This is a genomic window from Bacillus sp. 7_6_55CFAA_CT2 (genome assembly GCF_000238655.1).
GTDB classification, from domain to species: Bacteria; Bacillota; Bacilli; order Bacillales; family Bacillaceae_G; genus Bacillus_A; species Bacillus_A cereus.
The window spans coordinates 169,671-194,152 of sequence record NZ_JH414713.1 but is presented as its reverse complement, the minus strand read 5'-3'; the positions used below and the strand labels follow the sequence as shown (position 1 = coordinate 194,152).

Sequence of the window (24,482 nt, the reverse complement as noted above, 5' to 3'; positions counted from 1 at the left end):
AAGTCGTCTTTTTTTAATGTTTCAAATGATCTTCTTGATTAATTAAATGACTATACTTCGGATTATTTGTACGCATTTCATGAAGGCGTACACCATGATTATTAATCCATGATCGTACCACTTGTTCTGTCATTTCATCGCCTTGATAACGACCTGATTTTGCATAAGTTGTTTGAAAATCTTCCCATAGTAACTCAACCCACGCACGAGCTTGTGCGTAAGAAAGCTTGTCATTCTTGTCTAATAATTCTTTCGTTAATGTTTCATAAATATCATTCATATTATAATCTCCTTTTACCTATTTATCCCTTCATTTCTAAAGGATAGTTTCTTCAATTTTGCACATTCTATAATTGATACTTCTTAAAGAGGTATCAACCGATAATGAGGAGGGCGTTCGTAATGGGTAAACAAGCCGAATTTTGGTCTGAGTCAAAAAACAACAGCAAAATCGACGGTCAACCGAAAGCGAAATCACGCTTCGCTTCGAAACGACCTAACGGCACAATTAACACGCACCCACAAGAACGTATGCGTGCTGCAAATCAGCAGGAAGAGTAATACAAATTAAATTAACTTCCTACACGAGGTGATAAAGATGAGCTACCGTGATCGCTTAGATAGTCGTTCTGAATTATTTAACCATACGTGGACTCGTCCAAAACATGCGAAAGCGCAAGTTAACGGACAGACGCAACAAACCCAGTCTCTCATTATATTGGCAAATGAATGTAAAAAACGCCAATTTTAGAATCTCCTATCTCCTTTAACGCCTACCAAAGATGAAAACCAGAGAGATATATGCTCTCTGGTTTTTATTTTTCTTGCAATAAGGAAATTGGTATGCCAATCTCTTCATTATCATTTTGCTTATATCCCCAAGCAAATACCCCATTGAAATACGTAATTTTAAATAATACACCAGGTTCTTCTACTAATTCATATGTTTCACCAATACGGAATTTGTTTATATCCGTCATATAAGCACGAGCCATTGCCATTTTTCTCATTAATACATCAAATTCATTGACAATCCCAAGCTGCTCAGCTTTTACTGCTTGCTCCTTCAAAGCGCCAATTTCTTCCCTTAGCTCATGCGGTGTCATTTCACTGTAGCGTTTTGGCATATTCATCTTATTCTCCTCATTCCTCTTCGCGTTTCATTTGCAAAAATATCTCGATTTCATCAATAGAGAATCCTTTTCGATATAACGCTTGTTTCATCTTGTTTTCAAATGTCCATCCATCATGCTTCTTATATTTCTCATAATATTTATTCCCATGATAGTGTAACGCTTCTTGTTGCTTTTCGTCATCTTTTTCGTCTTTCAATTCTTCCAAACAAATTTGAATTACTTCTCTAGAATATCCTTTTCGAACAAGCATCTCATCTAACTTTAGTTTCATTTGTAAAAAAGAATGTTTTTGATAAGATTTTTTCTTCTTCTCTATGAGAAACAAGGCATTCCCAATTTGCTTTTCCTTCGGATATTCTTGTAAACTATGTGTAATAATTAAATCCTGAACACCTTTATTTAATAACTCTCTTTTAATAACAGTTGGACCTTTTCGATTCACATTACTTTGCGTTCGCGTATATAAAACAGCATACTCTTTATCATTAATATATCGGTCATGTAATAATTTCGAAACGACTTCAGAGATGATGGCCTGTCCCACTTCTTTTTTTCGTAAAAAATCTTCTATTTCTTGTTTTGTTCTCATTTGATAGGATAAATAGGAGATTGCTTGTAAATATGCTTTTTGCACTTCTTCATTGTACAAAATATTTCCTAACTCGATTTCATCAATTTCTAAGCCTTTTTGTAATCCATGTTTTATTAAGATTACTTGATCCACACTAAATCCGTACTCTTCGCCTTGACCTTTATCAATATAAATATTAAATCGTTCTTTCGATCGTTTTTGTACTTCTATTTTTGTAATGACAGCCATACTCTCACCTCTCTATTATTTTAACATAGTCGAGGAACATTTTTTCTTTTCAAGAATATATATAATGAGGAGGAAATACTTGTGAAAATCGCAATTTCTGGTGGTACAGGCTTTATCGGTAAATCCCTTTCTACTTTTTTTATTCAAAAAGGATATACTGTTTACATTCTCACACGAAAAAAAACTACTGAAACTTCCGATCCTAACCTTCAGTATGTTCAATGGACACCAGATTTACAAACCTTCCCCCTCTCTTCTATTGATGTAGTTATTAATCTAGCCGGAGAGTCTATTAATAGTAGATGGACAAAGCAACAAAAGAAAGCCATTTTAAACAGTAGAATTCAAACAACAAAAGGACTCATTAAACAATTGCAGGGACTCCATACAAAGCCACACACATTTATTAACGCAAGTGCTATTGGATACTATGGAACGTCTGAAATAGAGTCTTTTACAGAACAGCATGAGACTCCTGGAAATGACTTTTTAGCAAATACAGTATATTCATGGGAACAAGAAGCATCTAAAGCGCGTTCTCTCGGAATACGAACAATCTACGCAAGATTTGGAGTTGTATTAGGTGCAAATGAAGGAGCTCTTCCAAAAATGCTACTTCCCTATCAATTCTATATCGGCGGCACCATTGGTTCTGGGAAGCAATGGTTATCATGGATTCATATAGACGATGTCGTTCGTATGATGGATTTCATTATACACAAAAAAGAAATTGATGGTCCTCTTAATATGACAGCACCAACACCTATAAGAATGAAGGAATTTGGAGAAACCATTGCAACTATAATGAAAAAGCCTCATTGGTTGCCTGTACCTTCTTTTATCATTCAAACTTTATTAGGTGAAATGAGCATACTTGTACTAGAAGGGCAACGTGTATTACCCATTAAAGCAATTGAACATGGATACCAATACACATTTCCAGAAATAGACCATGCATTACAAAATATACTTTCGCATACAATGTAGTACTTCTAAAACACAATTTTACATGGGCTCTTTCAAAACTTTCATTTTCTAGGATCCGAAGCATTACCATACAAATAACCTTTCAGTTACTTTCCCTTAACTTCCATTAGCATTATAAAGTAACAGAAATGAGGTACCTATGAAAATATTGCTCAAACAAGCCATTGTATACCCTATTACATCTCAAAAGTTTCAAGGAGATGTACTCGTTACAGGAGAGCGAATTACCGAGGTCAAACCTTTTATTCCACCTACTCAAGATATGACCGTTATAGATGCACGAGCACTCCATCTCTTACCTGGCTTTATTGATGTCCATACTCACCTTGGTCTCTATGATGAAGGTACTGGTTGGGCTGGAAATGATGCCAATGAAACATCTGAAGTTTCAACACCACATATTCGTTCTTTAGATGGAATCCATCCTTTCGATATTGCCTTTCAAGACGCTGTACAAAACGGAATTACAACCGTTCACGTTATGCCTGGCAGTCAAAATATTATCGGGGGTACTACTTGTGTAATAAAAACAGCTGGAACTTGTATTGATCATATGATTATTCAAGAACCTGCTGGTTTAAAGATTGCCTTTGGAGAAAATCCTAAAAAAGTCCATAGTAATGGAACAAAAGAATCCATTACACGTATGGGGATTATGGGGTTACTTCGGGAATCATTCTATGAAGCACAACACTACGGGCACGAAGCTGATTTTCGAATGCTTCCTATTTTAAAAGCACTACGTCGTGAAATACCCGTACGTATCCACGCTCACCGAGCAGATGATATTAGTTCTGCTCTACGCTTTGCAACAGAATTCAATCTCGATTTACGCATTGAACATTGCACAGAAGGACACTTTATTGTTGAAGAACTTTCAAAACACAATTTGAAGGTTTCAGTTGGTCCCACTCTGACACGCCGTTCTAAAATCGAACTAAAAAACAAAACATGGGATACTTACCATATATTATCAAAAAATGGTGTGGAAGTTTCTATCACAACAGATCATCCTTATACACCCATTCAATATTTAAATGTTTGCGCTGCTGTTGCAGTAAGAGAAGGGTTAGACGAGAAAACAGCACTAGAAGGAATCACCATATTCCCAGCACGAAATTTGCGTTTAGAGGATAGAATTGGAAGCATCGAGGTTGGAAAAGACGCCGATCTCGTGCTATGGACTCATCATCCTTTCCATTATTTAGCCAAGCCTGTACTAACTATGATTGATGGAAAAATAATTTACAAAAAAATAAAAAAACTAGTTTATTTTTTTGACTAGATAAAGTATTATACGATTATAAACTGAATGAAACCATAATCAATTTGTGTCGTGATTATCATTTTCAAATTGATGAATGGGGAAGGCAAATGGTGCGCCACCAGCGTTAGAAACTGGTTCTAGTGGGTTCGATTCCCACCCCGAAATTTTTTAAAGATTGATATAAAAATTTCGAGGGTGGGGTGTTTTTTCGTCATGCTACCCTCGTGTGAGGAGGAGTTAGTATGTTGAAAAAACGCGACTTACACGACAGCCACGTTCTATACGAGTTAATGGTGGATCCAGCTGTCTTCCCTTTTGTGCGTCAAAAGGCTTATTCTTATGAAGAATATTTATTCTTAACGAAACAAACGATTGAAGCTGAAGAGCGTGGTGAATTAATTTCACGCACAATTTTAGATGAATGGGGTAACCCTATCGGAACAATTACTTTATTTGATGTGCAAGAAAAAGCTGGATTTCTCGGGACATGGCTTGGCAAACCATATCATGGAAAAGGCTATAACAAATTGGCAAAAGATTCATTTTTTAGTGAACTTTTCTATGAATTAGATATTGAAACAATTTTCATGCGTATTCGTAAAATAAATATTCGTTCTATTAAAGCTGCAGAAAAACTGCAATATGTGAATCTAGCAAACGAAACAAGAAAAGCCGTATATGATGAAATTAACGCAAACGAAGAAGTGTATAACTTATATGAAATTCCAAAAGATCAATACACACTTGCTACAATGCGAGATACAACCTTCCAAGATGCTCATCAATTAAAAGAAGCGTAATCTAAATTTTCTGAAATGATAATCAATCGTTAACATTTTCCATATGCGTATATCCCCTCATGTCTTTGGAAACGATAAATAGTAACTTTAAGACACGAGGTGATTTGTAATGGATAAAAAGAAACGTGATAAAGCAAAAAACACATTATCTAGTACACAAGAAGTTCTCTATCAACACGAATTTCAAAAAGCAGATCGTGCAGCAGGATATCGCTCGAAAAGCATTTAAAGTGAAAATGAATAATTAGAAGTTTCCCCCCTAATTATTCATTTTCATTACATAATTTTCTCGACTGATAGAAGTAAGCAAAAAAGCCCCTTATACATAAGGGACTTTTTTGCTGTGGACAACTTTATCCACAAAACTGATGAAATTGTTAGTAATTTTCAAAAACATTTAATATTTTTCTATATTAAAGCATATATCAGCTGTTTTAATTGTGGATATTTTTCTAAAAATTGTGGACAATGTGGATATAGTTGTTAATATTCCGACTTTACCGTTTAATGAAAGCGCAATCCTTTTGTGGATAACTCACTAAATTTTCTTTAAAAATAATAAAGAACCCTCTTTACATATACAAAGAGGGTTTCATATTAAGTAAAAGATTGTGCAAGAGCAGGTGATTTAATAGGTATATGACGCGGTTCTGCATGATTTTCCGCCAAAATTGCATCTACAATATGGCCAGCTGGCTCTGGAAGATAGATGCTTTTCATTGCTTCTTTCATTTGAAGAAGCTTCACATCATCTTGTAATAATGCCTCTGTTTTTGCAAAAACCTCACTATCATCGCGAATGACAACTGCTGCTCCCTTTCTTTCAAAGTACATCGCATTTTCATTTTCTTGTCCTGGAACAGGCTTATATAAAATGACAGGTACTTGCAACGCTGCTGCTTCACTTAATGTTATTCCGCCTGGCTTCGTAATCATACAAGAAGTAACACGGAATAATTCATCAATATTTTCAACATACCCAAACACTTTTAATGCATCGGAATTTTGCTTCTGTAAACTTAATAAATCCTGTTTTAAAGCTTCATTTTTCCCACAAACGACAACTACTTGTAAATTAGGCACTGACATAAATGATTGGCATAGTTCTTTTACATTTCCTAATACCCCATGAGCACCTGCTACAATTAGTAAAATCTTTTTATTCTTACATAACTGATATTTATTATATATGATTTCTGGATTTACCTTTAACTCAAAACTACTCCGAATTGGAATTCCTGTTTCAACAATTTGTTCCGCAGGTACACCGATATCAACCATCAATTCTTTCACATGATCCGTTGCAACAAAATAACGATCTACTTCTCGATGAATCCATATTTTGTGCACGCAAAAATCCGTTAATACGTTATAGACAGGAATTGAAATACCTGTTTGTTTCTTTAATTCTGGTACAGCGATAATTGGAAATGTATTAATTACAATATCTGGTTTCTCCACCTGTAAAAGTGTTTTCAAACGTTTCCTTCCAAAGTTCGCATACCAAGATGCTATTTTCTTATCATAAATTTTTTCTACCCCGTAATAAAACAAACGATATAATTCTTTTCCTATTGTATAACTTTTTAAATATAGATATTTTGTAATGTCAGTTATAAATGGATGTGATTCTCCAAACAAGTCGCATACAATAACATCTTCAATTCCTTTTTGGCGAAATGTTTGTTCTAATGTTTTTGCTACTTGCACATGACCATTACCGTAATGTGCAGTTAATATTAAAACCTTGGGGTTTTTTATCAAACAAATCCACTCCTAGCTTTTTGTTTCTCCATATTGCATATACGACAATAGGAAAAACATTTTCCTTAAAAATTACATAAACAGATTTTAATAATTCCCTTTCAGCTATGTACCTGTCGTGGATATGCAAAGCATATAAGATTGACCCCTTAATCCTATCTGTGCTCATATCTTTACATTATACTTTCCTATAAGAGCTTTCGCAATAACTTACAAATGTTCTCTATTCCATGATACTCACTCTTTTACTTCTTAATTCTTTTTACTATTTTGATTTCCCTTTACAATTATGTAAATTTCTCCATTTATTCCGTACAAAATTATGGATATTCTATTTTCAGTATACTCTTTTATCAATATATACTCTAGATTTTATTGTAAAGAAAGCAAAAAGCCTAATCCAATATTTGGATTAGACCGCTTGTAAAATATATTTAGCATGTTCTACATTTTTCTCAGTAGGTGGTTCTACATTTGCGAGTGGATACTTGTGTCCAAGCGCCTCCCATTTATATACACCAAGCTTATGATATGGTAACACTTCAACTTTTTGAACATTAGACAGACTTTGAATAAAGCTAGATAGTTTTTGTAGATCCTCTTCATTATCCGTAACACCAGGAACTAATACGTGTCGTACCCAAATCGGTTTATTCTTATCCGATAAATAACGAGCAAATTGTAAAATATGTTCATTTGGTTTCCCTGTTAATTTACGATGCTTTTTGGAATCGATATGTTTCAGATCCAATAAAACTAAATCTGTATAATCCATTAAAATATCTAGCTTATTTTGGAATTCTGGTTCCTCAGAATAACAACCACCAGAAGAGTCGATTGTTGTATGGATACCAGCCTCTTTACACTTTTTAAACAACTCAATTAAAAAGTCTAGCTGTAATAATGGCTCTCCACCGCTAACTGTTATACCGCCTCCGGAAGCTTCAATAAATGGAAGGTAACATGTCACATCCTGCATCACTTCTTCAACTGTTATTTCTTTACCTTTACCGATTTCCCACGTATCAGCATTATGACAATATTGACAACGTAATAAACACCCTTGTGTAAATATGACATAACGAATCCCTGGGCCATCAACAGTACCACAAGACTCTACAGAATGTATTCTTCCTTTTACCATGTTACTTCCTCCTTTATTGAAACAGCCTCCCTTCGCTATATATTAAGAGCGAAGGGACACTTTTTTCATTTACATGCTTTCATGCATTGTACGGTTAATTACATCAATTTGTTGTTCACGAGTTAATTTAATAAAGTTTACAGCGTAACCAGATACGCGAATTGTTAATTGTGGATATTTCTCAGGATGTTCCATTGCATCCATTAATGTTTCACGGTTAAATACGTTAATATTTAAGTGGTGGCCTTCTTTTACTGCATAGCCATCAAGCATTGATACTAAGTTACGTACTTGTACATCATCTTCTTTACCAAGTGCTTTCGGAATAATAGAGAATGTATTAGAAATACCATCTTGTGCATCTTCATATGGTAATTTAGCCACAGATAATAATGAAGCTAATGCACCTTTTGTATCACGTCCATGCATTGGGTTCGCACCTGGTGCAAATGGTTCTCCAGTACGGCGGCCATCTGGAGTATTACCAGTTTTCTTACCGTATACAACGTTAGATGTGATTGTTAAGATTGACATTGTATGAACAGAATTTCTGTATGTTTTATGTTTACGAAGTTTATTCATAAATGTTTTTACAAGATTTACAGCAATCTCATCTACACGATCATCATTGTTACCGTATTTAGGGAAATCTCCTTCAATCTCGAAGTCAACTGCAATACCATTTTCATCACGAATTGGTTTTACTTTTGCGTATTTAATTGCACTTAATGAATCTGCTACTACAGATAGACCAGCAATACCTGTTGCCATTGTACGAAGAACGTTTGTATCATGAAGTGCCATTTCAATACGTTCATAGCTATATTTATCATGCATGTAATGGATAACATTTAATGTGTTTAAATATAGACCCGCCAACCATTCCATTGTCATATCAAACTTATGCATAACTTCTTCATAATTTAATACTTCAGAAGTAATTGGTGCGTACTCAGGACCAACTTGTGCTTTAGATTTTTCATCTTTACCACCGTTAATCGCATATAATAATGCTTTCGCTAAGTTTGCACGAGCTCCGAAGAACTGCATTTGTTTACCGATTCTCATTGCAGATACGCAACATGCAATACCGTAATCATCGCCGTATTCAGGGCGCATAATGTCATCATTTTCATATTGAATTGCTGATGTTTTAATAGACATTTTCGCACAGTAGTTTTTAAAGTTCTCTGGTAATTGTTTAGACCAAAGAACAGTTAAGTTTGGTTCTGGAGCTGGTCCTAAATTATCTAATGTATGCAAGAAACGGAATGAGTTCTTTGTTACTAATGGACGACCATCTAATGCCATACCACCGATAGATTCAGTTACCCAAGTTGGGTCACCAGAGAATAATTCATTATAATCAGGTGTTCTTGCGAATTTCACAAGACGTAATTTCATAATGAAGTGATCTACAATTTCTTGTACTTCTTCTTCTGTTAAAGTACCATTTGCTAAATCTCTTTCAATGTAAATATCTAAGAATGTAGAAGTACGCCCAAGACTCATTGCAGCCCCGTTTTGCTCTTTAATCGCTGCAAGGTATGCGAAGTATAACCATTGGAATGCTTCTTGCGTGTTTGTTGCTGGCTTAGAAATATCGAAGCCATGAGAAGCGGCCATTTCTTTTAACTCTTGAAGTGCACGCATTTGCTCAGATAACTCTTCGCGTAAACGCATTGTATCTTCGCTCATTACACCGCCAGTTAAATTTAAATCAGCTTTTTTCGCTTCAATTAAATGATCAATACCATATAACGCTACTCGGCGATAGTCACCGATAATACGTCCACGTCCGTATGCATCTGGAAGACCCGTAATAACACCTGATTTACGTGCATTTCTCATTTCTGGTGTGTATGCATCAAATACACCTTGGTTATGAGTTTTTCTCCAATCTCTAAAAATACGACTAAGTTCTTTATCCATTTCGTATCCATAAGATTCACAAGCTTGTTCTGCCATACGAATACCACCATATGGTTGTAAAGAACGTTTAAATGGTTTATCAGTTTGGAAACCGACTACTTTTTCAATATCTTTATTTAAGTATCCAGGGGCATGTGATGTAATAGAAGAAACAATTTTTGTATCCATATCAAGAACGCCACCGTTTTCACGTTCTTTCGTTGTTAAATCCATTACTTGATCCCAAAGTTGTTTCGTTGCTTCAGTTGCTTCTGCTAAGAAAGATTCGTCTCCTTCGAAAACGTTTACATTATTTAAAATGAAATCGCGAACATCAATCTCTGCTTTCCATTTTTCACCTTTAAAGTTTTCCCATGCGTTTTTAACATTTTCTAATACTTGAGTCATCCTAATCTCCTCCATTTTTGATTAGTACAGGACTAAGATTTTTTATATAACAGCTTACACACTTAGAATACTACTTTTTTACGAAAGTGAACGAAATAGTTGTGACATGTTTGTGAAATATTGAGCAAACTACTATATATATAGTGTTAACTTCATTTAAAAGTCTTTAAAATTAACCCTTTCCTTAATTGTATTTTTTTGGTATCCTTATATACGAGTCCTATTTTGTAATATAAGAACAATACCCATTGTAGAGCTGTAATACTCTTATCTCCTAATCTGTTATAGTTTTTATAACAGAACAAAAAAGTGTACACATGTTGTACACTTTTTTTGTTACTTCTATAAAACATCTCTTTTTCTATTGCCATCATAGAATCCGCCACGATTGTCTGTTAATGAAATTATTTGCTCTAGCCCCTCTATATGATCACCTATAATTCGAAGTACAGCTGGAGGGTGACCTATTTTTGCGAAATGTTCACTGGGACGAATACGGTTCATCTTATCAACCTCAACACGATATACACATGCAATTTCAAATCCAGACAGAAGAGCCTTCACTTGTGCTACACAAGGTGACAATAAAGATTTATACCCAATTGCTTTCAAACACTTTTGGCTAAATGCATTAGGTACCGCAATAAGTGAGCCTACCCCTAAATCCTTTCTATCACAAGCTAAATTTAGTGCATACTTAAATGCAGTTACAAGATGAAGCGGTACTCTTAAATCTAAATAATGATTTAAATCATTTAATGCGACGTCCTTTCCATCTGCTATAGCTTTTGCAAAAGGATATAGCTCACTCGCTGGAATAATAAAATCGCCGTCTATAAATAACACAATTTCTCCTTTTGCAAAATACGTTCCAAGTGAGCGCCCCACATCATTTCCGAGTGCTTCTTTATATACAATTGTCGTTGCCCCTTTGTCTTTTGCAATTTTTTTCGTTTTATCTGACGAACCATTTACGACAACGATAATTTCGAAGGGTTCAATTTTGCGAAGCTCTTCTATAACGTTTCCGATTGTTTTCTCTTCATCTTGTACGGGAATAACAACAGATAGTTGCTTTCCTTTATACAAATTAGATGTGACGCCCCATCCTTGATAAAACTCTTCAAAACTTAAAGTATGATAGACACTATCCCTTTTCCTATTTCCATCATAATATCCTCCGCGCTCATCACTGCTTAATATCCGTGCCGCTACTGCTTCTATATGATCACCTATCATTCTTTTTTCAGATTGGGAAAGATTTGTTCCATATGCAGCATGTTGGAATGGACGAAATTTATTTGGCGTAATAACGTCAATGGCGCAATGACGACTAATTCTCCATTTACTTTGAAGTAGGCGTAAATGAGCCACAATAGGATTAACAAAACATTCATATCCGATGCTTTGAACGACTTCTTTCGTCAGCGCATGAGGTACATCTAATAAAGAATTAATTTTTAATTCTTCACGCTCTAACATTGCATTTAATATTTGGCGCCATACTGTAATAGAAGTAGGTTTTTGCCTTTTTAAAAATAATGCATCCAAATTATTTAAAACTACATCTGCCTGATCGTATAAAATCGGATTAAGGAATAATTTTAATTTTGAAGTTTGAATAGCAAAATCACCATCTATAAATAGTAATACATCACCTATCGCATGTTTTGCGCCGACTGCACGTCCAACATCGTTCCCTAGTAGCTCTGTATGTTTGATTACTTTACACCCTAAACGATCTGCAACATCTTCTGTTCCATCATTACAACCGTTTGCTACTACAATAATTTCTACTGGATTTAATGGTCTTACCGATTGAATAACGTCTGAAATCGTATCGACCTCATTACATGCAGGAATAATAACAGATAATGACTTAGCCATTGTTTTGTTCACGAAACCACTTAATTGTTTCCTTCAATCCGTTTTCCCACGTTACTTTCGCCTGAAATTGAACAAGCTTTTTTAATTTTGTTACATCTGGTCTTCTATTTGGAATTTCTTCAAAACCATGAGGATATACTTCTTCAAAAGGCACTTGTACAATCTTCGAAGAAGAATTCGTTAATTTTTTAATTACTTCTGCTACTTCTTTTATACTCTGTTCATTCTCAGAACCTATATTAATAATCTCACCATTTACCTTCTCATCCATTGCCCGAATTGTTGCTTCTACCGCATCACTCACATACGTAAAACAACGTGTCTGCTTTCCATCTCCATATACGAGAATGTCTTCTCCTTGCAAAGCCGCACTAATAAATCGCGGGATTACCCCTGCATACGGACCATCTTTCGCTCTTGGACCATAAATATTAAAATATCGAACAATCGTTACCGGTAAACCTTCTAATGCGTATCCTAAACATAATGTCTCTTCCAACGTTTTACAAACTGCATAACTCCAACGAATTTTAGAAGTTGCCCCGTATAATCGATCTCCCTCTTCAGAGAAAGGCGGCTTGGCCTTACCATATACTTCTGAAGTAGAAGCAAAAACTACTTTCTTCTTTCCTTTTAACGCTGCTTGTAAAATATTTCTCGTCCCATCAAAATTCGTTTCTATGAGCTCTATACTTTTTTCCATTGTTGTTTTCACACCTAAAATTGCTGCTAAATGAAACACGACATCATGCTGATCTACTAATTCATAAATAGAATTTTTATCTAAAACACTTATTGGAATAACACGGATTTTTTTCATTAACTCTTCATGGTACTTATTTTTACCTTTATAAAAGTTATCCACAACAGTGACCTCATAACCTCTTCTCATCAACTCTTCAGCTAAATGCGACCCGATAAATCCGGCCCCACCTGTAATTAAACATTTCTTACTCATTTACTCACCTTCTTTACAATCCCGCGTGTATCTATTACTCGGTCCATTCCTTTAAAAAGCTTCCAATCAATATTAGAATGATCCGTTAAAATTAAAATACAATCCGCTTTTTTAACTTTTTCTTTATCTAAAGAAACAGATTGATACACCTTATCTCCAATTTCCGCGAAAGAAATATAAGGATCATGATATTCTATCTCGTATCCTTGATTTCTTAATAATTGAATAATCGGTAACGCTGGTGATTCTCTCAAATCATTTACATCTTTTTTATACGCAATCCCTACAATTAACACCGTTGCAGGTGATTGCACCACACTTTTTACTTTCCGGACCATTTTCTCTGGCATTTCTTCATTAATTATATGTGCTGCCTCAATTAATTGACTAATTGCCCCATTCTTTTTTATTCTCCATTGAAAATATAAAGGGTCTACTGGAATACAGTGTCCCCCTATCCCTGGCCCTGGCCAATATGGAGTAAACCCAAATGGTTTTGTAGATGCCGCTTCAATGGCCTCATAAAAATCAATGCCTAAACTTTCACATAGTGTGTTTAGTTCATTTACTAAAGAAATGTTAACTAAGCGCTGAATATTTTCAAATAGCTTACACATCTCTGCTACTTTCGGAGAGCTAACAGGTACAACTTCGTCAAAAATGGTACTATATAAATCCTGTACCTTTTGTCTACACTTTTCTGTTTGTCCACTAATAACTTTTGGAATAGCTTGAACTGAATATTGACTATTTGCTGGATCAATTCTCTCAGGCGAATATCCGATATAGAAATCTTCCCCTACCTTGTTACTATTTTGAGAAATAATAGGTAGGATGACTTCTTCAAGTGTGCCTGGGTATGTGGAGCTTTCAAAAATGAAGGTTTGTCCTTTTTGAAGGTTTTGTTGTATATAATGCGAAGCTGAAATGAGGGCACTTAAGTCTGGTTCTCTTTGTTCATTAATTGGAGTCGGGACAGTGACAATAACATAATCACTATTTTGAAAATCAGCAATGCCTTGATCTGGTGTATTTACTGTTAAAATTTTTTTCGTCAATAAACTTTGTAACTCTTTAGAAGAAACATCTGGAATATAACTTTCTCCTTTTATAATTGAGTCTATTTTTCTAATATCTTTATCTAATCCAAGTACTGTATGCCCTCTTTCTGCAAAATGTACCGCTAAAGGAAGGCCAACATACCCTAACCCAATAATAGCTACTTTACTACTATTCATTTGTATTCTCTTCTTCCCTTCTCAATTGTTGAATTACATCTCTATCTCTATCTCCATCTGTAAAACCACCACGTTCGTCCGTACGTTGTAATAAATACGTAACCGCCTCAAGTTGATCACCGAAAATACGATCAAACGCTGAAATACGCCCATTTACAAATTCGTGTTGCTCTGGACGTACTTGATTTGTTTTTATAACATCTACTAACTCTACTGTTGTAATAGAGAATCCTTCTAAAATAGCTTTCACTTGTGCTAATGGCGGAATGATAAGGGAGTCATATCCTATTTTCTCTATTACCTTCTTATGAATGGCATGTGGTACAGCAGTTAGTGAGTTATTCCATAAATCTGGTCTTTTCGCTACCAAATTCAAAAAGTATTTTCCCATACTAATTGGATCTGCTGGATGAAACATATCTAATAAGCATTGTAAATCATTTAACACCACGTCATTTCCATCTTCAACAGCATGTAAAAATGGAGTGAGTTTTTTTGCTGGAATAACAAAATCACCATCAACGAATAAACAAATATCTGCCGTAGCATGCATGGCCCCTATTGCTCGTGCTACATTATGTCCAAGCGCCTTCGTAAATTCAACTACAATAACATTCTCTAGCTTTGCCTGTTTAACAGTCTCAACATCTGCTCCATTCGCGACAACTATAATTTCATCTACACCTGCTTCTTTCACTTCTTGTATAACAGACCTTATAGTTATTTTTTCTTCTGATACCGGGATAATGGCACTATATTTCGCTTTTTTCTTTTGTAATAAAACTGGTTTATACTTTCCTACAAACGCTCTATCTCTATTGTCCTCTGAAAAACCACCGCGATTACCGTATGTTTCGATTACGTATTGTAAAGCACGCAAATGATCACCCATAATACGACTAGTCGCTTTCGGATAAGGCGAGCCAGGTGATGTGCCCGTATGGACAGGACGAACTTTATTTGTGTAAATGACATCAACTGAAGCCATATCAGAAATATCTACTCCTCTAGACATTGCCATCGCTTGAAATAATGCTGGATCTGCTAAATTCCACCACCCCAGTTTTTCAATCACTTTACGACTTATCGCATGTGGTATTGCAATTAAAGATCCTACAACAAACTCCTTCTTGTTCAAATAACGATTTAACATATATTTTCCAACCGTCGTATAATGCGGTCTCATCTTCAAATAAACGGACCATGTTAAATTATTTAAAACAATCTCATGTCCTTGCTGTATTCCTTTAATAAAATTGTATAATTCTTCACTTTTCATGACGATATCACCATCTAAAAATAAAACAATTTCACCTTTTGCTTCTCTAGCACCAATTGCCCGTCCCACATCATTACCAAGGGAATATCTATAATAAATTACACGGCAATTATGCTGTAGCGCTATTTCTTTCGTACCATCTGTCGATCCATTATCTACTATGATAATTTCATATGGTTCGAGCTTTCTTACTTCTACTAAAACTTTTGATAAAGTACTTGCTTCATTATGCACTGGAATAACAACTGACACTCTCATACTTGTATCACTCTTACCCTTCCAAGCGAACATAAGCAATAATAGGAATACGCACAACTACATCTTCTGGTGGTCCATAAGAAGGAGAAGTACGAACAATTACTGCCCCATCCGTCACAGATAAAAGAACGCCTGCAATGATTTCTACAGCTGTCACAACTTGCACTAGTTCCCCAACATGGTTACGTAATTCATCAGTAAATAACATATATAACGCTCCTTTCTTACGCTTCTTTAATTGATATAATACTTGTAAATGGTAATAAAACTTCTGTTCCTATTCCTTCTTGCAATGTTAAGAAGTCATCACCAACTGCTACAATAACGCCTGTTAACTGTCCCACTGTCACAGTAATTTCTACGTTTTTACCTAAATACTGCTCTGCAATTTCTTTAAAAGGTGATGTAGTACATTCTTTTAAAATGTTACAAATAATAGATTGAAATCTACTTGATTCAATAACTTCTTCAGTAGCTTGCTTAGAGTTTCTTTGGATAAATCTCGCGAAGTTTTGTGAAAATAAAAGTCTTTCCACAGCAGGTAATAACTTATTATCTAAAAAATATTCTAATTGCCTATTAAACACTCTCGATAATTTATGCCAATATTTTCTGAACAGACACATACACTTCTCCTCCTATTATTTTTAGATTATAAAATTTCACATCCATACATCTTAATGTATACAAAATAGATATTTTTGTGATAGGTAAGACATACATTTTCTAAAAGAAATATTTAGTTCAAGGCATAAAAAAACTATCCAAAAGGATAGTTTCTTACACTTCAATATTCCGCAATATCGAATAAATATCGTTATTCACTTTACCAAATGATTTAATGTTATTTTGAATGTTAGATAATAAAACAACATATACACTACCATTTTTACTAAATCCGTTTAAGCAATTCCATCCTGGCATTACACCGTGATTCGAATAGCTTCCTGGGTCTACGTACCATCCAAACCCGTAATCCTTTTTTCCACCCGTAAACATTTGATCGTAACTCTCTTTTGAAATTAATTTACCAGAGAATAGTGCTTCGTTAAATAAATATAAATCATGCGCACTTGTGTATATATCACCACAACCATATAGTTGTGACATGCTCGGAATATTAGGTGTTGTCATATTATTATTTACTATTTTATAACCCGTTGATGGGAATCTTGTTTGTTCTAACGCTGTACCAAAACCAGAATGTTTCATACCAGCAATAGCAAAAATATGTTGTTTAATATATTCTTCGAGCGACTGTCCACTTACCTTCTCGGCAATGTATGCAAGTATAGAGTAGTTCGAATCAGAATACTTCCACTTCTCTCCTGGACCACCGATACGCTTTTGATTTCCTATCCGCTTTATCAGTTCTTCATGAGAAATATCTTCTTTTCCCTGCTCATATTCGGGAATCCCTGATGTATGTGTTAATAGATGTTTTAGCTGAATACTATTACCTTGAGGAAAATTTGGAATATACTTTGCAACAGTATCTTCTACTTGTAATTTATTTTGATCTTTCAACTGCATAATAGCAGTTGCTACAAACGCCTTTGAAATAGAACCAATATAAAAAGTCGTCTCTGAATTATTCGGTACTTTCTGTTCTTTATTTGCCATACCGTACCCTTTATTCAAAAGAACTTTTCCGTTCTTCACAATAACAGCTGTCCCGCTAAATCCTGCGTTTTGTAAATACTGGTCCAATTGAGCGTTTTCATTAATTTCTTGAGGTGGTCCCTCGGGAAGCTTCTCCACAGCTTGCGCTTGCTTCACTTGTTCTTCCTGCTCTTTTTGTTTTTGCTTCTGTACTTCTTGTTTCTTTTTTTCTTCTTTCTTTTTTAGCTTTTCTTGTTTCTTCATTTCTGCTGCCGCTTTTAAAGTTTCTTCTTTCTTATTATGCGCAACAATTTTTGTATACATGAAATATACAAGTGATAATAGTAAGACGAGAATGATTGTTCTTTTTATGTATACAATCGGCCGACGTACTTTCCCATTCGCATTATTTTTTTCCTGATCCATAATTGCTTTTTTCCCCTTACTCACCAATAATTTAATTCCTTTACTAAAGATTCGTTTTAGTAGATTATGGATAATCCACTCTATATCATCCCTACTTTATCACGCACTGCACATATTACCAACCTATATGTACAAAAAAGAAAAAGAAAATTTACAAAAGTAAGATTCCCGTTAAATTATTAACAAAAAAAGAGGATATCCTCTAAAAAATTGATGTTATCAATCTTTTTGGACATCCTCTTATCTCATTATTTATACGTGTTTTTTCATATCATCGGCAACAGATTCAACATTTGTACCTACGATAACTTGGACACTTGTATTACTTAATTTCATAACACCTTTTGCACCAGCACGTTTTAATGCTGCTTCATTTACTTGACCAGCATCTTTTACTTGTAAGCGTAGACGTGTTGCACAGTTATCAATAACTGTTAAGTTTTCTTTTCCGCCTAAAGCTGCTACGTAAGTTTCACCAATTGAACCTGCAACTGGTGCCTCACCATCTTCAACTAACTCATCGTCATCTTCACGACCAGGAGTTTTTAAATCGAACTTCTTAATTAAGAAGTAGAATACTATGAAATAAATTGCTGCGTAAATTAAACCGATACCTGCTAGTAAGACTGGTTTTGTTGCAATACCGAAGTTTAAAGCGTAATCGATTGCACCGGCACTAAATGAGAAACCATCATGAATGCCAAGCGATGTTGTAATGAATAAAGAAAGACCTGTTAATACAGCATGAATACCATATAATACTGGTGATAAGAACATGAATGAGAATTCAATAGGCTCTGTAATACCAGTTAAGAATGAAGTTAATGCTAGACCAGCTAACATACCAGTAACTGCTTTACGCTTTTCTGGTTTAGCAGCTGCAATCATTGCGAAACATGCTGCTGGTAAACCGAACATCATAACTGGGAAGAAACCAGTCATAAACATACCTGCTGTTTTGTCACCTGCAAGGAAACGAGCAATATCACCATTAACAACATTACCTGCTGCATTTGTAAAGTCCCCAAATACAAACCAGAAGTATGTGTTCATTACGTGGTGTAAACCAATTGGGATTAATAAACGGTTTAATAAACCAAATAATCCTGAACCAATTGCACCTAAATTAACAATTCCATGAGCTAATGCATCAATACCATTTTGAATTGTTGGCCAAATTTGTGCAAATAGAATTCCTAATATCAGCATCACGACTGATGTAACAATTGGAACGAAACGTTTTCCAGCAAAGAAACCTAACCATTCTGGAAGTTTAATCTTATGGAATTTATTATAAAGAAGTCCTGCTATAACACCAACAATAATACCACCTAAGACTTTCATATCTACTTTAGTCGATAATTCAGCAGCCTTAGATACTTGTGTCATTGTATCCGCAAGCTTAGATGGATCTACATTTGCGCTATTACCTATTAAATCTTGGACTTTACTTAATTTACCTTGTAATTCAGCAGTTGAATACCCTTTGCTAAGTGCATCAATACTATTTTTCATAACAAGATAACCAATTGCACCTGCAAGACCTGCTGCACCACTACCATCCACTGAAAGACCGATTGCAATACCAATTGCAAAAATAAGTGCTAAGTTATCAAAAACTGCTGCGCCGGCCTGTGCCATAACAGGAATATCAAATACATCTGGTTGCCCTAAACGAAGCAATAATCCTGCTGCTGGTAGTACTGCGATCGGAAGCATTAAAGCTTTACCAATACGTTGTAAAAACTGCAACATTTTAATTCCCCCTAATCAAATTTATGAAATCGTTATCATTATAAGTACGCTTTAGAAAACGCTTTCTATTACATAACCATAATAACATATAGTTGTATAGATGTGTAGTTTTTATTTCTGAACTTTTTATGGATAAATCTCCTATTTCCAAACTGTTATATAAAAGGAAAATTCTCCTTTTTAAAATACAGAATACTCGAAACGAAAGACCTATTATAGCACATTGAACTTTCGTTTTATCATTCCACTTTTTCATGTTATTATTTATTTCCGAGCATATCGGGAAAAGTAAACTTAGTTAATTCAAAATAGGAGCGTTGGTACTATGCAGTGCATTGAAACAAACAACTTACAACAGTTGTTAGAACAAGTAAAACCATATACGAAAAAAGGAAAACTTGCTACTTATATCCCCGAACTAGGAAATGCAAATCCAGACGATTTAGGGATTGCCATTTTCCATAAAGAAACAGAATATATCCATGCAGGCAACTCACAAACACTATTTACTCTTCAAAGTATTTCCAAAGTAATTACACTTGCCCTTGCCCTTTTAGACCGTGGTGAAGAATATGTATTTTCTAAAGTTGGAATGGAACCAACGGGTGACCCATTTAATTCTATTATTAAGTTAGAAACGACAAGTCCATCCAAACCCCTTAATCCAATGATAAATGCAGGGGCCTTAGCTATTACAAGCATGCTAGCAGGAAAAGATAACGAGGAAAAAATGGAACGTATTCTTCATTTTGTACGTGAAATAACAGATAATCCTACTATTAATTATTCCTCTAAAGTTGCCGATTCAGAACTAGAGACAGCTTACCTAAACCGTTCACTTTGTTATTATATGAAACAAAACGGAATTATCGATTGTGATATTGAAGAACTTATGGATTTATATACTCGTCAATGCGCAGTTGAAGTAAACTGCATCGATTTAGCACGTATCGGCTTAATTTTTGCAATGGATGGATATGATCCATATAAGAAAAAACAAATTATCCCTAAGCATATTACAAAAATTTGCAAAACATTTATGGTCACATGTGGTATGTATAACGAATCTGGTGAATTTGCAATTCGTGTTGGTATTCCTGCAAAAAGTGGTGTAGCCGGTGGTATTTTTGGCTGCGTAAAAGGAGACATGGGAATCGGTATTTTCGGACCAGCTTTAGATGCAAACGGAAATAGTATTGCCGGTTTTAAAATTCTTGAACTTCTTTCTGCTCAAGAAGGTTGGAGCATTTTTTAATCGCGAGTTATCCTGCTATACTAGCAGGATTTTTTATTTCGCCAAAACCTCACTTTTGTCAGTTATCAATCCTCTTACAAAAACAGTGCTGAAAGTTTCTCTATATCATGCATATTTGTTCCCCCCTCCTGAATAATATAGTACAACCTAGCGCTATATGTGGAGGTGTGAAAGATGAAACTAATATTTCAAATGGGAAAACAACCTGTTCTTGAAAAAACAATCCTTCTTTTTATATTGAGTATTGTAGAAAGCTTGAAGTTAAAAGTTGTTTCACTCGACGAAGCTCACCGATACATATTCAATTTAGAAGTACTTGAATTATTAATGGATCGGAACATCGATGATCAAGTACTTGAACTTATTCATTTCGGGATGGGACTTGAAGACATTTATCATGTGCTTCCTGAAGAACTTGAGCATACGATTGAGGAATTAAAGTGGCTTTGCATTCAAGTATTAAGTGAGTACAGTATGCATGAAGAATCCGAACAATTAATTGAAGATATACGGTAAAAAAGCACCTATGTAGGTGCTTTTAATGTTTTTTTAAACTATTTTTATACGCCTCAATATTTACTGGTAGCTCTTCCTCTTCCAAAGTATGTTCATTTACATCTTTATGAATGAACGCACCTTTAGGTGGTTGATGATCATGCCCTTTTTTCTTATGATCAAATGCTTTCCCGCGTCCCATACAAATCCCCCTTTCTTAAAAGAAATCCGTATTAGTATGGAGAAAAGTACGTCGATATATGCAATCTCTTGCTGTATTTCCAAGGAAATACTCGAACCTTGTTTTCTACTCTCCTTACAACAACTGATCGATCCCAATAAGAATTAATAATAGTCCTGCGATAACTGTCGCCCATTTCCCTAAGTATTCTGCCAAAAATCGTTTTCCTACATACGCAAAACCACTAATACAAATAAAACTAAACACCCCAGAAATAGTCGCTGTAAGCCAAAGATTTAAATTTGTTACCCCTGCATCAAATCCACCTGCAATATTATTAATAGACAACGCAACTCCTAAAACAATTGCTTCTGAGAAACTAATTGTTTTAGAACCATCAAAATCTGCTTTTTCCGGATTACGTAAAATGCCCATAAGTACATTACCATCTTTAGAACCTGCAGTATTTTTTTGACCCAAGAAAGGCTGGCACAAAATAAACACACCGATTACCCCTAAAACGATTGCTCCAATCAGATTTGCTGTAAACTCTGAAATAAATAACGCAATCCAGTTTCCAAAAAATCCAGCTAGTAAAGTAAATAAAAATCCAAAGAATGCGATGATAAAATTGTTAAACCACGAAATACGAATTTTACGAATGCCATATGCAATTCCAACACCTGCATTATCTAAATTAGAAGCGATCCCGATTAAAAAAATTGAAAATAAGCCTACTGTACTCATAAATAGTCACCCCTTTTTCTCACTTTTCAATGCATATTATGAAAATGTTGAGCAACTGTGCCTGTCTGTTTCATATACTTGTAATAAATGCTCAATATTTTTTCAATACTAAAAAAGGAGTGCCTACACTATGGCTAATGAAAACCCGAATGATCGGCTTGGCAAATTAATAAAAAAACTTTTAAAAGAACGTGCCTTATCTATGCGCCAACTAGGAATACTTACAAATATTGATCCTGCAACAGTCTCAAGAATTATTAATGGCAAACAACCGCCAAAACAAAAACATCTACAAAAATTTGCAGAATGTCTTCAAGTTTCACCCCAATTGTTATTTGATGAAATGTACCCTGATTCTCCTCACATAAATAAAGAAAAAACAGATATGTACACATCTATTGATACCATTCAGCAAACGCTACAATCCTCTAACTTATTCGATTTCGATTACACTACAACTCGCGTAAAACAAGAACTCGAAAATTACGAACGCTACGCCCAGACAACAGAAGGCGAAAAACGTATTCATGACAGTTTCGCAAGTAAATTAGAGCAAATTGATAGTGCTGGTCCTTTTATTGAACAATTAACAGATATGTATCAACAATTTTGCAATGAAACCATTTCAAAAGAAGAACGTGCAGTTCTTGGGAGCGCATTACTGTATTTCATTTTATCGACAGATATTATTCCCGACTATCTCTTTCCAATTGGCTATTTAGATGATGCGATCGCCGTTGAATTAGCAAAAGAGAAATTACTTGAAATAAAACGAAAGACATAGCAAAATAAAGAACTATTTCAGTTGTTTATTTTCACCTCTGAAATAGTTCACTAAAAAATCGTACAAGTATACATACTCGTACGATTTTACTATACAAATCTATTTTTTCGTGTGGCACCATTCATATATAAATGCCGTTATTACTTTTGTAAATTCAATTAACTGTTCAATTTCAACTTTCTCATTTACAGAATGTGCTTCTTCTAATGTACCTGGTCCATATATAATCGCTGGAATATGAAACTCACTAAACCAACCGCCATCAGTTACCGTTGCAGACATATCTAAAATTGCATTTTTTGATAAAATAGACTCGTGTACTGAGCTAAGTTTTTTTACAGCTGCATGTTCCCTATCTACTTCTAATGAAGGGAAAATTTCACCACGATCTACAATCATTGATTCTCCGCCCCACTTAAATTGTGGCGGATTTTCGCTTAACCATGGATCGGCAGCTGCTACCTTTCCAATATATTCTTCAATTTCTTTTATTATTTGTTCATGTGTTTCGTTCGGATAGAAGTGCACGGTTATCCATAACTGGCACTCATCCGCAATAAACGCCGCATGCCTTCCCCCCTCAATAACAGCTGGATTAATTGTTGTTGTTCCAGATGGATAGCCTTCATATGTTTTCATGACTGCCCAGTGACGCTCTAATTCTTGTAAGCTCTGCACAATTTTCATCATTTTTTCAATCGCACTCGCTCCAAATAAACGTCCTCCAGCATGGATCATTTGTCTGCGCGTTGCATCATGAAACGTTTGCGGACTTTTCACTGTAATCCATCCAGTAATTACACCACCTTGCCCTTGCATATGTAAATCACTCGTATCCACTACGACTGCAAAGTCAGCATCGTAACCTCGCCTGCAGCATTGAAGTGTTCCTGCCTCTCCAACTTCTTCCCCTATTACTGATTGAAAGATTAAATCTCCAGGTAATTCAATACCAGCTTCTTGTAAAAGTTGAATGGCAAATAGCGCTCCAGCCAGCCCACCTTTCATATCTGCTGCGCCACGTCCAACTAACCAGCCATCTTTTATAAATGGATCAAATGGATCTGTTTCCCACGCCTCATCTGCTGACACTTCAGCTACATCCATATGACCATTAATAATAAGACTTTTATATGAGTCACTTTTTATTCCTTTTTTTACCCCAACAACGTTCGGATCATTCGGATATACATCCCATTTATTAATACTAAAATTTCGTTTTCTTAAAAACTCTGCAACAAATTCTTGCGCTTCATTTGTATTTCTCGCTGGCGGTGCTGGTGTTTCAAAACGAATTAATGTTTTTGTAAGTTCTAACAATTCCTCTTTCCTTGAATCTATTTGTTTTAACAACTGCGAAATTTCTCGATTCATCGCTAA

27 protein-coding genes and 1 pseudogene are annotated in these 24,482 nt (G+C 35.1%); 9 read left to right on the top strand and 19 right to left on the bottom strand.

Annotated elements, in window-relative coordinates; translation table 11 throughout:
• Positions 1 to 13: 13 nt before the first annotated feature.
• Positions 14 to 280, bottom strand: coding sequence for a YfhJ family protein (locus tag HMPREF1014_RS25575; RefSeq protein WP_000998166.1), 267 nt, complete (start codon positions 278 to 280; stop codon positions 14 to 16).
• Between the two features lie 122 nt (positions 281 to 402).
• On the opposite strand from HMPREF1014_RS25575, the gene HMPREF1014_RS25570 reads away from it, so the two are divergent.
• Together HMPREF1014_RS25570 and HMPREF1014_RS25565 are read left to right on the top strand one after the other, a co-directional pair.
• Positions 403 to 561 carry a small, acid-soluble spore protein K gene (locus tag HMPREF1014_RS25570; protein WP_000517891.1) on the top strand — a complete coding sequence of 53 codons (159 nt, stop codon included), beginning with the start codon at positions 403 to 405 and terminating at the stop codon, positions 559 to 561.
• Positions 562 to 598: 37 nt separating this feature from the next.
• Positions 599 to 751: a YpzG family protein gene (locus tag HMPREF1014_RS25565; protein WP_000122093.1), complete on the top strand. Its 153-nt coding sequence runs from the start codon at positions 599 to 601 to the stop codon at positions 749 to 751.
• Between the two features lie 64 nt (positions 752 to 815).
• Here the strand turns inward: HMPREF1014_RS25565 and HMPREF1014_RS25560 are convergent, their stop codons facing one another.
• Positions 816 to 1,133: a YfhH family protein gene (locus HMPREF1014_RS25560; protein WP_001057024.1), complete on the bottom strand. Its 318-nt coding sequence runs from the start codon at positions 1,131 to 1,133 to the stop codon at positions 816 to 818.
• 10 nt (positions 1,134 to 1,143) lie between these two features.
• Positions 1,144 to 1,956 (bottom strand): recombination regulator RecX, encoded by an 813-nt coding sequence (recX, locus tag HMPREF1014_RS25555; protein WP_000268504.1) that lies wholly within the window; start codon positions 1,954 to 1,956, stop codon positions 1,144 to 1,146.
• 81 nt (positions 1,957 to 2,037) lie between these two features.
• Between recX and HMPREF1014_RS25550 the strand changes: the two genes are divergently transcribed.
• The 4 genes from HMPREF1014_RS25550 to HMPREF1014_RS25535 all read left to right on the top strand — a co-directional run bounded on the left by HMPREF1014_RS25550 (position 2,038) and on the right by HMPREF1014_RS25535 (position 5,239).
• Entirely contained in the window at positions 2,038 to 2,943 is a 906-nt protein-coding gene (locus tag HMPREF1014_RS25550) for a TIGR01777 family oxidoreductase (RefSeq protein WP_000684380.1), read from the top strand.
• Positions 2,944 to 3,082: 139 nt separating this feature from the next.
• A complete protein-coding gene (locus HMPREF1014_RS25545; protein WP_000698313.1) occupies positions 3,083 to 4,228 on the top strand; it encodes an amidohydrolase in 1,146 nt (381 codons plus the stop codon).
• A gap of 224 nt (positions 4,229 to 4,452) precedes the next feature.
• Positions 4,453 to 5,010, top strand: coding sequence for a GNAT family N-acetyltransferase (locus tag HMPREF1014_RS25540; protein ID WP_000914737.1), 558 nt, complete (start codon positions 4,453 to 4,455; stop codon positions 5,008 to 5,010).
• Between the two features lie 109 nt (positions 5,011 to 5,119).
• A complete protein-coding gene (locus HMPREF1014_RS25535) occupies positions 5,120 to 5,239 on the top strand; it encodes a YfhE family protein (RefSeq protein WP_000358481.1) in 120 nt (39 codons plus the stop codon).
• 368 nt (positions 5,240 to 5,607) lie between these two features.
• Here HMPREF1014_RS25535 and HMPREF1014_RS25530 read toward each other — a convergent pair whose 3' ends face one another.
• The 13 genes and pseudogenes from HMPREF1014_RS25530 to HMPREF1014_RS32525 form a co-directional block, all read right to left on the bottom strand.
• Positions 5,608 to 6,774 carry a diglucosyl diacylglycerol synthase gene (locus HMPREF1014_RS25530; protein WP_000594688.1) on the bottom strand — a complete coding sequence of 389 codons (1,167 nt, stop codon included), beginning with the start codon at positions 6,772 to 6,774 and terminating at the stop codon, positions 5,608 to 5,610.
• Between the two features lie 412 nt (positions 6,775 to 7,186).
• Positions 7,187 to 7,918 (bottom strand): pyruvate formate-lyase-activating protein, encoded by a 732-nt coding sequence (gene pflA / locus HMPREF1014_RS25525; protein ID WP_000238467.1) that lies wholly within the window; start codon positions 7,916 to 7,918, stop codon positions 7,187 to 7,189.
• A 69-nt stretch (positions 7,919 to 7,987) separates the two neighbouring features.
• Positions 7,988 to 10,237, bottom strand: a complete 2,250-nt coding sequence (gene pflB / locus HMPREF1014_RS25520) for a formate C-acetyltransferase (protein ID WP_000195464.1) — start codon at positions 10,235 to 10,237, stop codon at positions 7,988 to 7,990.
• 152 nt (positions 10,238 to 10,389) lie between these two features.
• Complete coding sequence (locus HMPREF1014_RS25515; protein WP_002094217.1) at positions 10,390 to 10,611, bottom strand: hypothetical protein; 222 nt, start codon at positions 10,609 to 10,611, stop codon at positions 10,390 to 10,392.
• A complete protein-coding gene (locus tag HMPREF1014_RS25510) occupies positions 10,580 to 12,124 on the bottom strand; it encodes a glycosyltransferase family 2 protein (RefSeq protein WP_002100715.1) in 1,545 nt (514 codons plus the stop codon). Before HMPREF1014_RS25510 ends, HMPREF1014_RS25515 begins: the two co-directional genes overlap by 32 nt.
• On the bottom strand, positions 12,117 to 13,082 hold the full coding sequence (locus HMPREF1014_RS25505; protein ID WP_000037016.1) for a UDP-N-acetyl-alpha-D-glucosaminuronate decarboxylase: 966 nt from the start codon (positions 13,080 to 13,082) through the stop codon (positions 12,117 to 12,119). The genes HMPREF1014_RS25510 and HMPREF1014_RS25505 overlap by 8 nt, the downstream gene beginning before the upstream one ends.
• Complete coding sequence (locus tag HMPREF1014_RS25500) at positions 13,079 to 14,320, bottom strand: nucleotide sugar dehydrogenase (protein WP_001088920.1); 1,242 nt, start codon at positions 14,318 to 14,320, stop codon at positions 13,079 to 13,081. Before HMPREF1014_RS25500 ends, HMPREF1014_RS25505 begins: the two co-directional genes overlap by 4 nt.
• Entirely contained in the window at positions 14,313 to 15,857 is a 1,545-nt protein-coding gene (locus tag HMPREF1014_RS25495; RefSeq protein WP_001266462.1) for a glycosyltransferase family 2 protein, read from the bottom strand. The genes HMPREF1014_RS25500 and HMPREF1014_RS25495 overlap by 8 nt, the downstream gene beginning before the upstream one ends.
• Before the next feature lie 13 nt (positions 15,858 to 15,870).
• Positions 15,871 to 16,065: an LSm family protein gene (locus HMPREF1014_RS25490; protein WP_000899469.1), complete on the bottom strand. Its 195-nt coding sequence runs from the start codon at positions 16,063 to 16,065 to the stop codon at positions 15,871 to 15,873.
• Positions 16,066 to 16,081: 16 nt separating this feature from the next.
• Positions 16,082 to 16,483, bottom strand: a complete 402-nt coding sequence (locus HMPREF1014_RS25485) for an LSm family protein (RefSeq protein WP_000335545.1) — start codon at positions 16,481 to 16,483, stop codon at positions 16,082 to 16,084.
• Between the two features lie 154 nt (positions 16,484 to 16,637).
• Positions 16,638 to 17,885, bottom strand: a complete 1,248-nt coding sequence (locus HMPREF1014_RS25480) for a serine hydrolase domain-containing protein (RefSeq protein WP_000371844.1) — start codon at positions 17,883 to 17,885, stop codon at positions 16,638 to 16,640.
• Positions 17,886 to 18,137: 252 nt separating this feature from the next.
• Entirely contained in the window at positions 18,138 to 19,640 is a 1,503-nt protein-coding gene (gene nagE / locus HMPREF1014_RS25475; RefSeq protein WP_000938903.1) for an N-acetylglucosamine-specific PTS transporter subunit IIBC, read from the bottom strand.
• Between the two features lie 141 nt (positions 19,641 to 19,781).
• A pseudogene (locus HMPREF1014_RS32525) lies at positions 19,782 to 19,896 on the bottom strand (transcriptional regulator).
• Positions 19,897 to 19,965: 69 nt separating this feature from the next.
• Between HMPREF1014_RS32525 and glsA the strand changes: the two are divergent.
• Both glsA and HMPREF1014_RS25460 read left to right on the top strand, forming a co-directional pair.
• The gene (gene glsA, locus HMPREF1014_RS25470) at positions 19,966 to 20,895 is read left to right on the top strand and encodes a glutaminase A (protein ID WP_001149850.1); all 930 of its coding nucleotides are present in this window, start codon (positions 19,966 to 19,968) and stop codon (positions 20,893 to 20,895) included.
• 174 nt (positions 20,896 to 21,069) lie between these two features.
• Complete coding sequence (locus HMPREF1014_RS25460; RefSeq protein WP_000766604.1) at positions 21,070 to 21,411, top strand: DUF3969 family protein; 342 nt, start codon at positions 21,070 to 21,072, stop codon at positions 21,409 to 21,411.
• A 22-nt stretch (positions 21,412 to 21,433) separates the two neighbouring features.
• On the opposite strand, the gene HMPREF1014_RS31765 is transcribed toward HMPREF1014_RS25460, so the two are convergent.
• On the bottom strand, positions 21,434 to 21,592 hold the full coding sequence (locus HMPREF1014_RS31765; RefSeq protein WP_000532409.1) for a hypothetical protein: 159 nt from the start codon (positions 21,590 to 21,592) through the stop codon (positions 21,434 to 21,436).
• Positions 21,593 to 21,706: 114 nt separating this feature from the next.
• Entirely contained in the window at positions 21,707 to 22,318 is a 612-nt protein-coding gene (ytaF, locus tag HMPREF1014_RS25450) for a sporulation membrane protein YtaF (RefSeq protein WP_000108731.1), read from the bottom strand.
• 130 nt (positions 22,319 to 22,448) lie between these two features.
• Here ytaF and HMPREF1014_RS25445 point away from each other — a divergent pair, with 130 nt between their 5' ends.
• Entirely contained in the window at positions 22,449 to 23,102 is a 654-nt protein-coding gene (locus tag HMPREF1014_RS25445) for a DUF1232 domain-containing protein (protein WP_001262779.1), read from the top strand.
• Between the two features lie 99 nt (positions 23,103 to 23,201).
• Here HMPREF1014_RS25445 and HMPREF1014_RS25440 read toward each other — a convergent pair whose 3' ends face one another.
• Positions 23,202 to 24,476 carry an acetylornithine deacetylase gene (locus HMPREF1014_RS25440; protein WP_001078357.1) on the bottom strand — a complete coding sequence of 425 codons (1,275 nt, stop codon included), beginning with the start codon at positions 24,474 to 24,476 and terminating at the stop codon, positions 23,202 to 23,204.
• Positions 24,477 to 24,482: the final 6 nt, after the last annotated feature.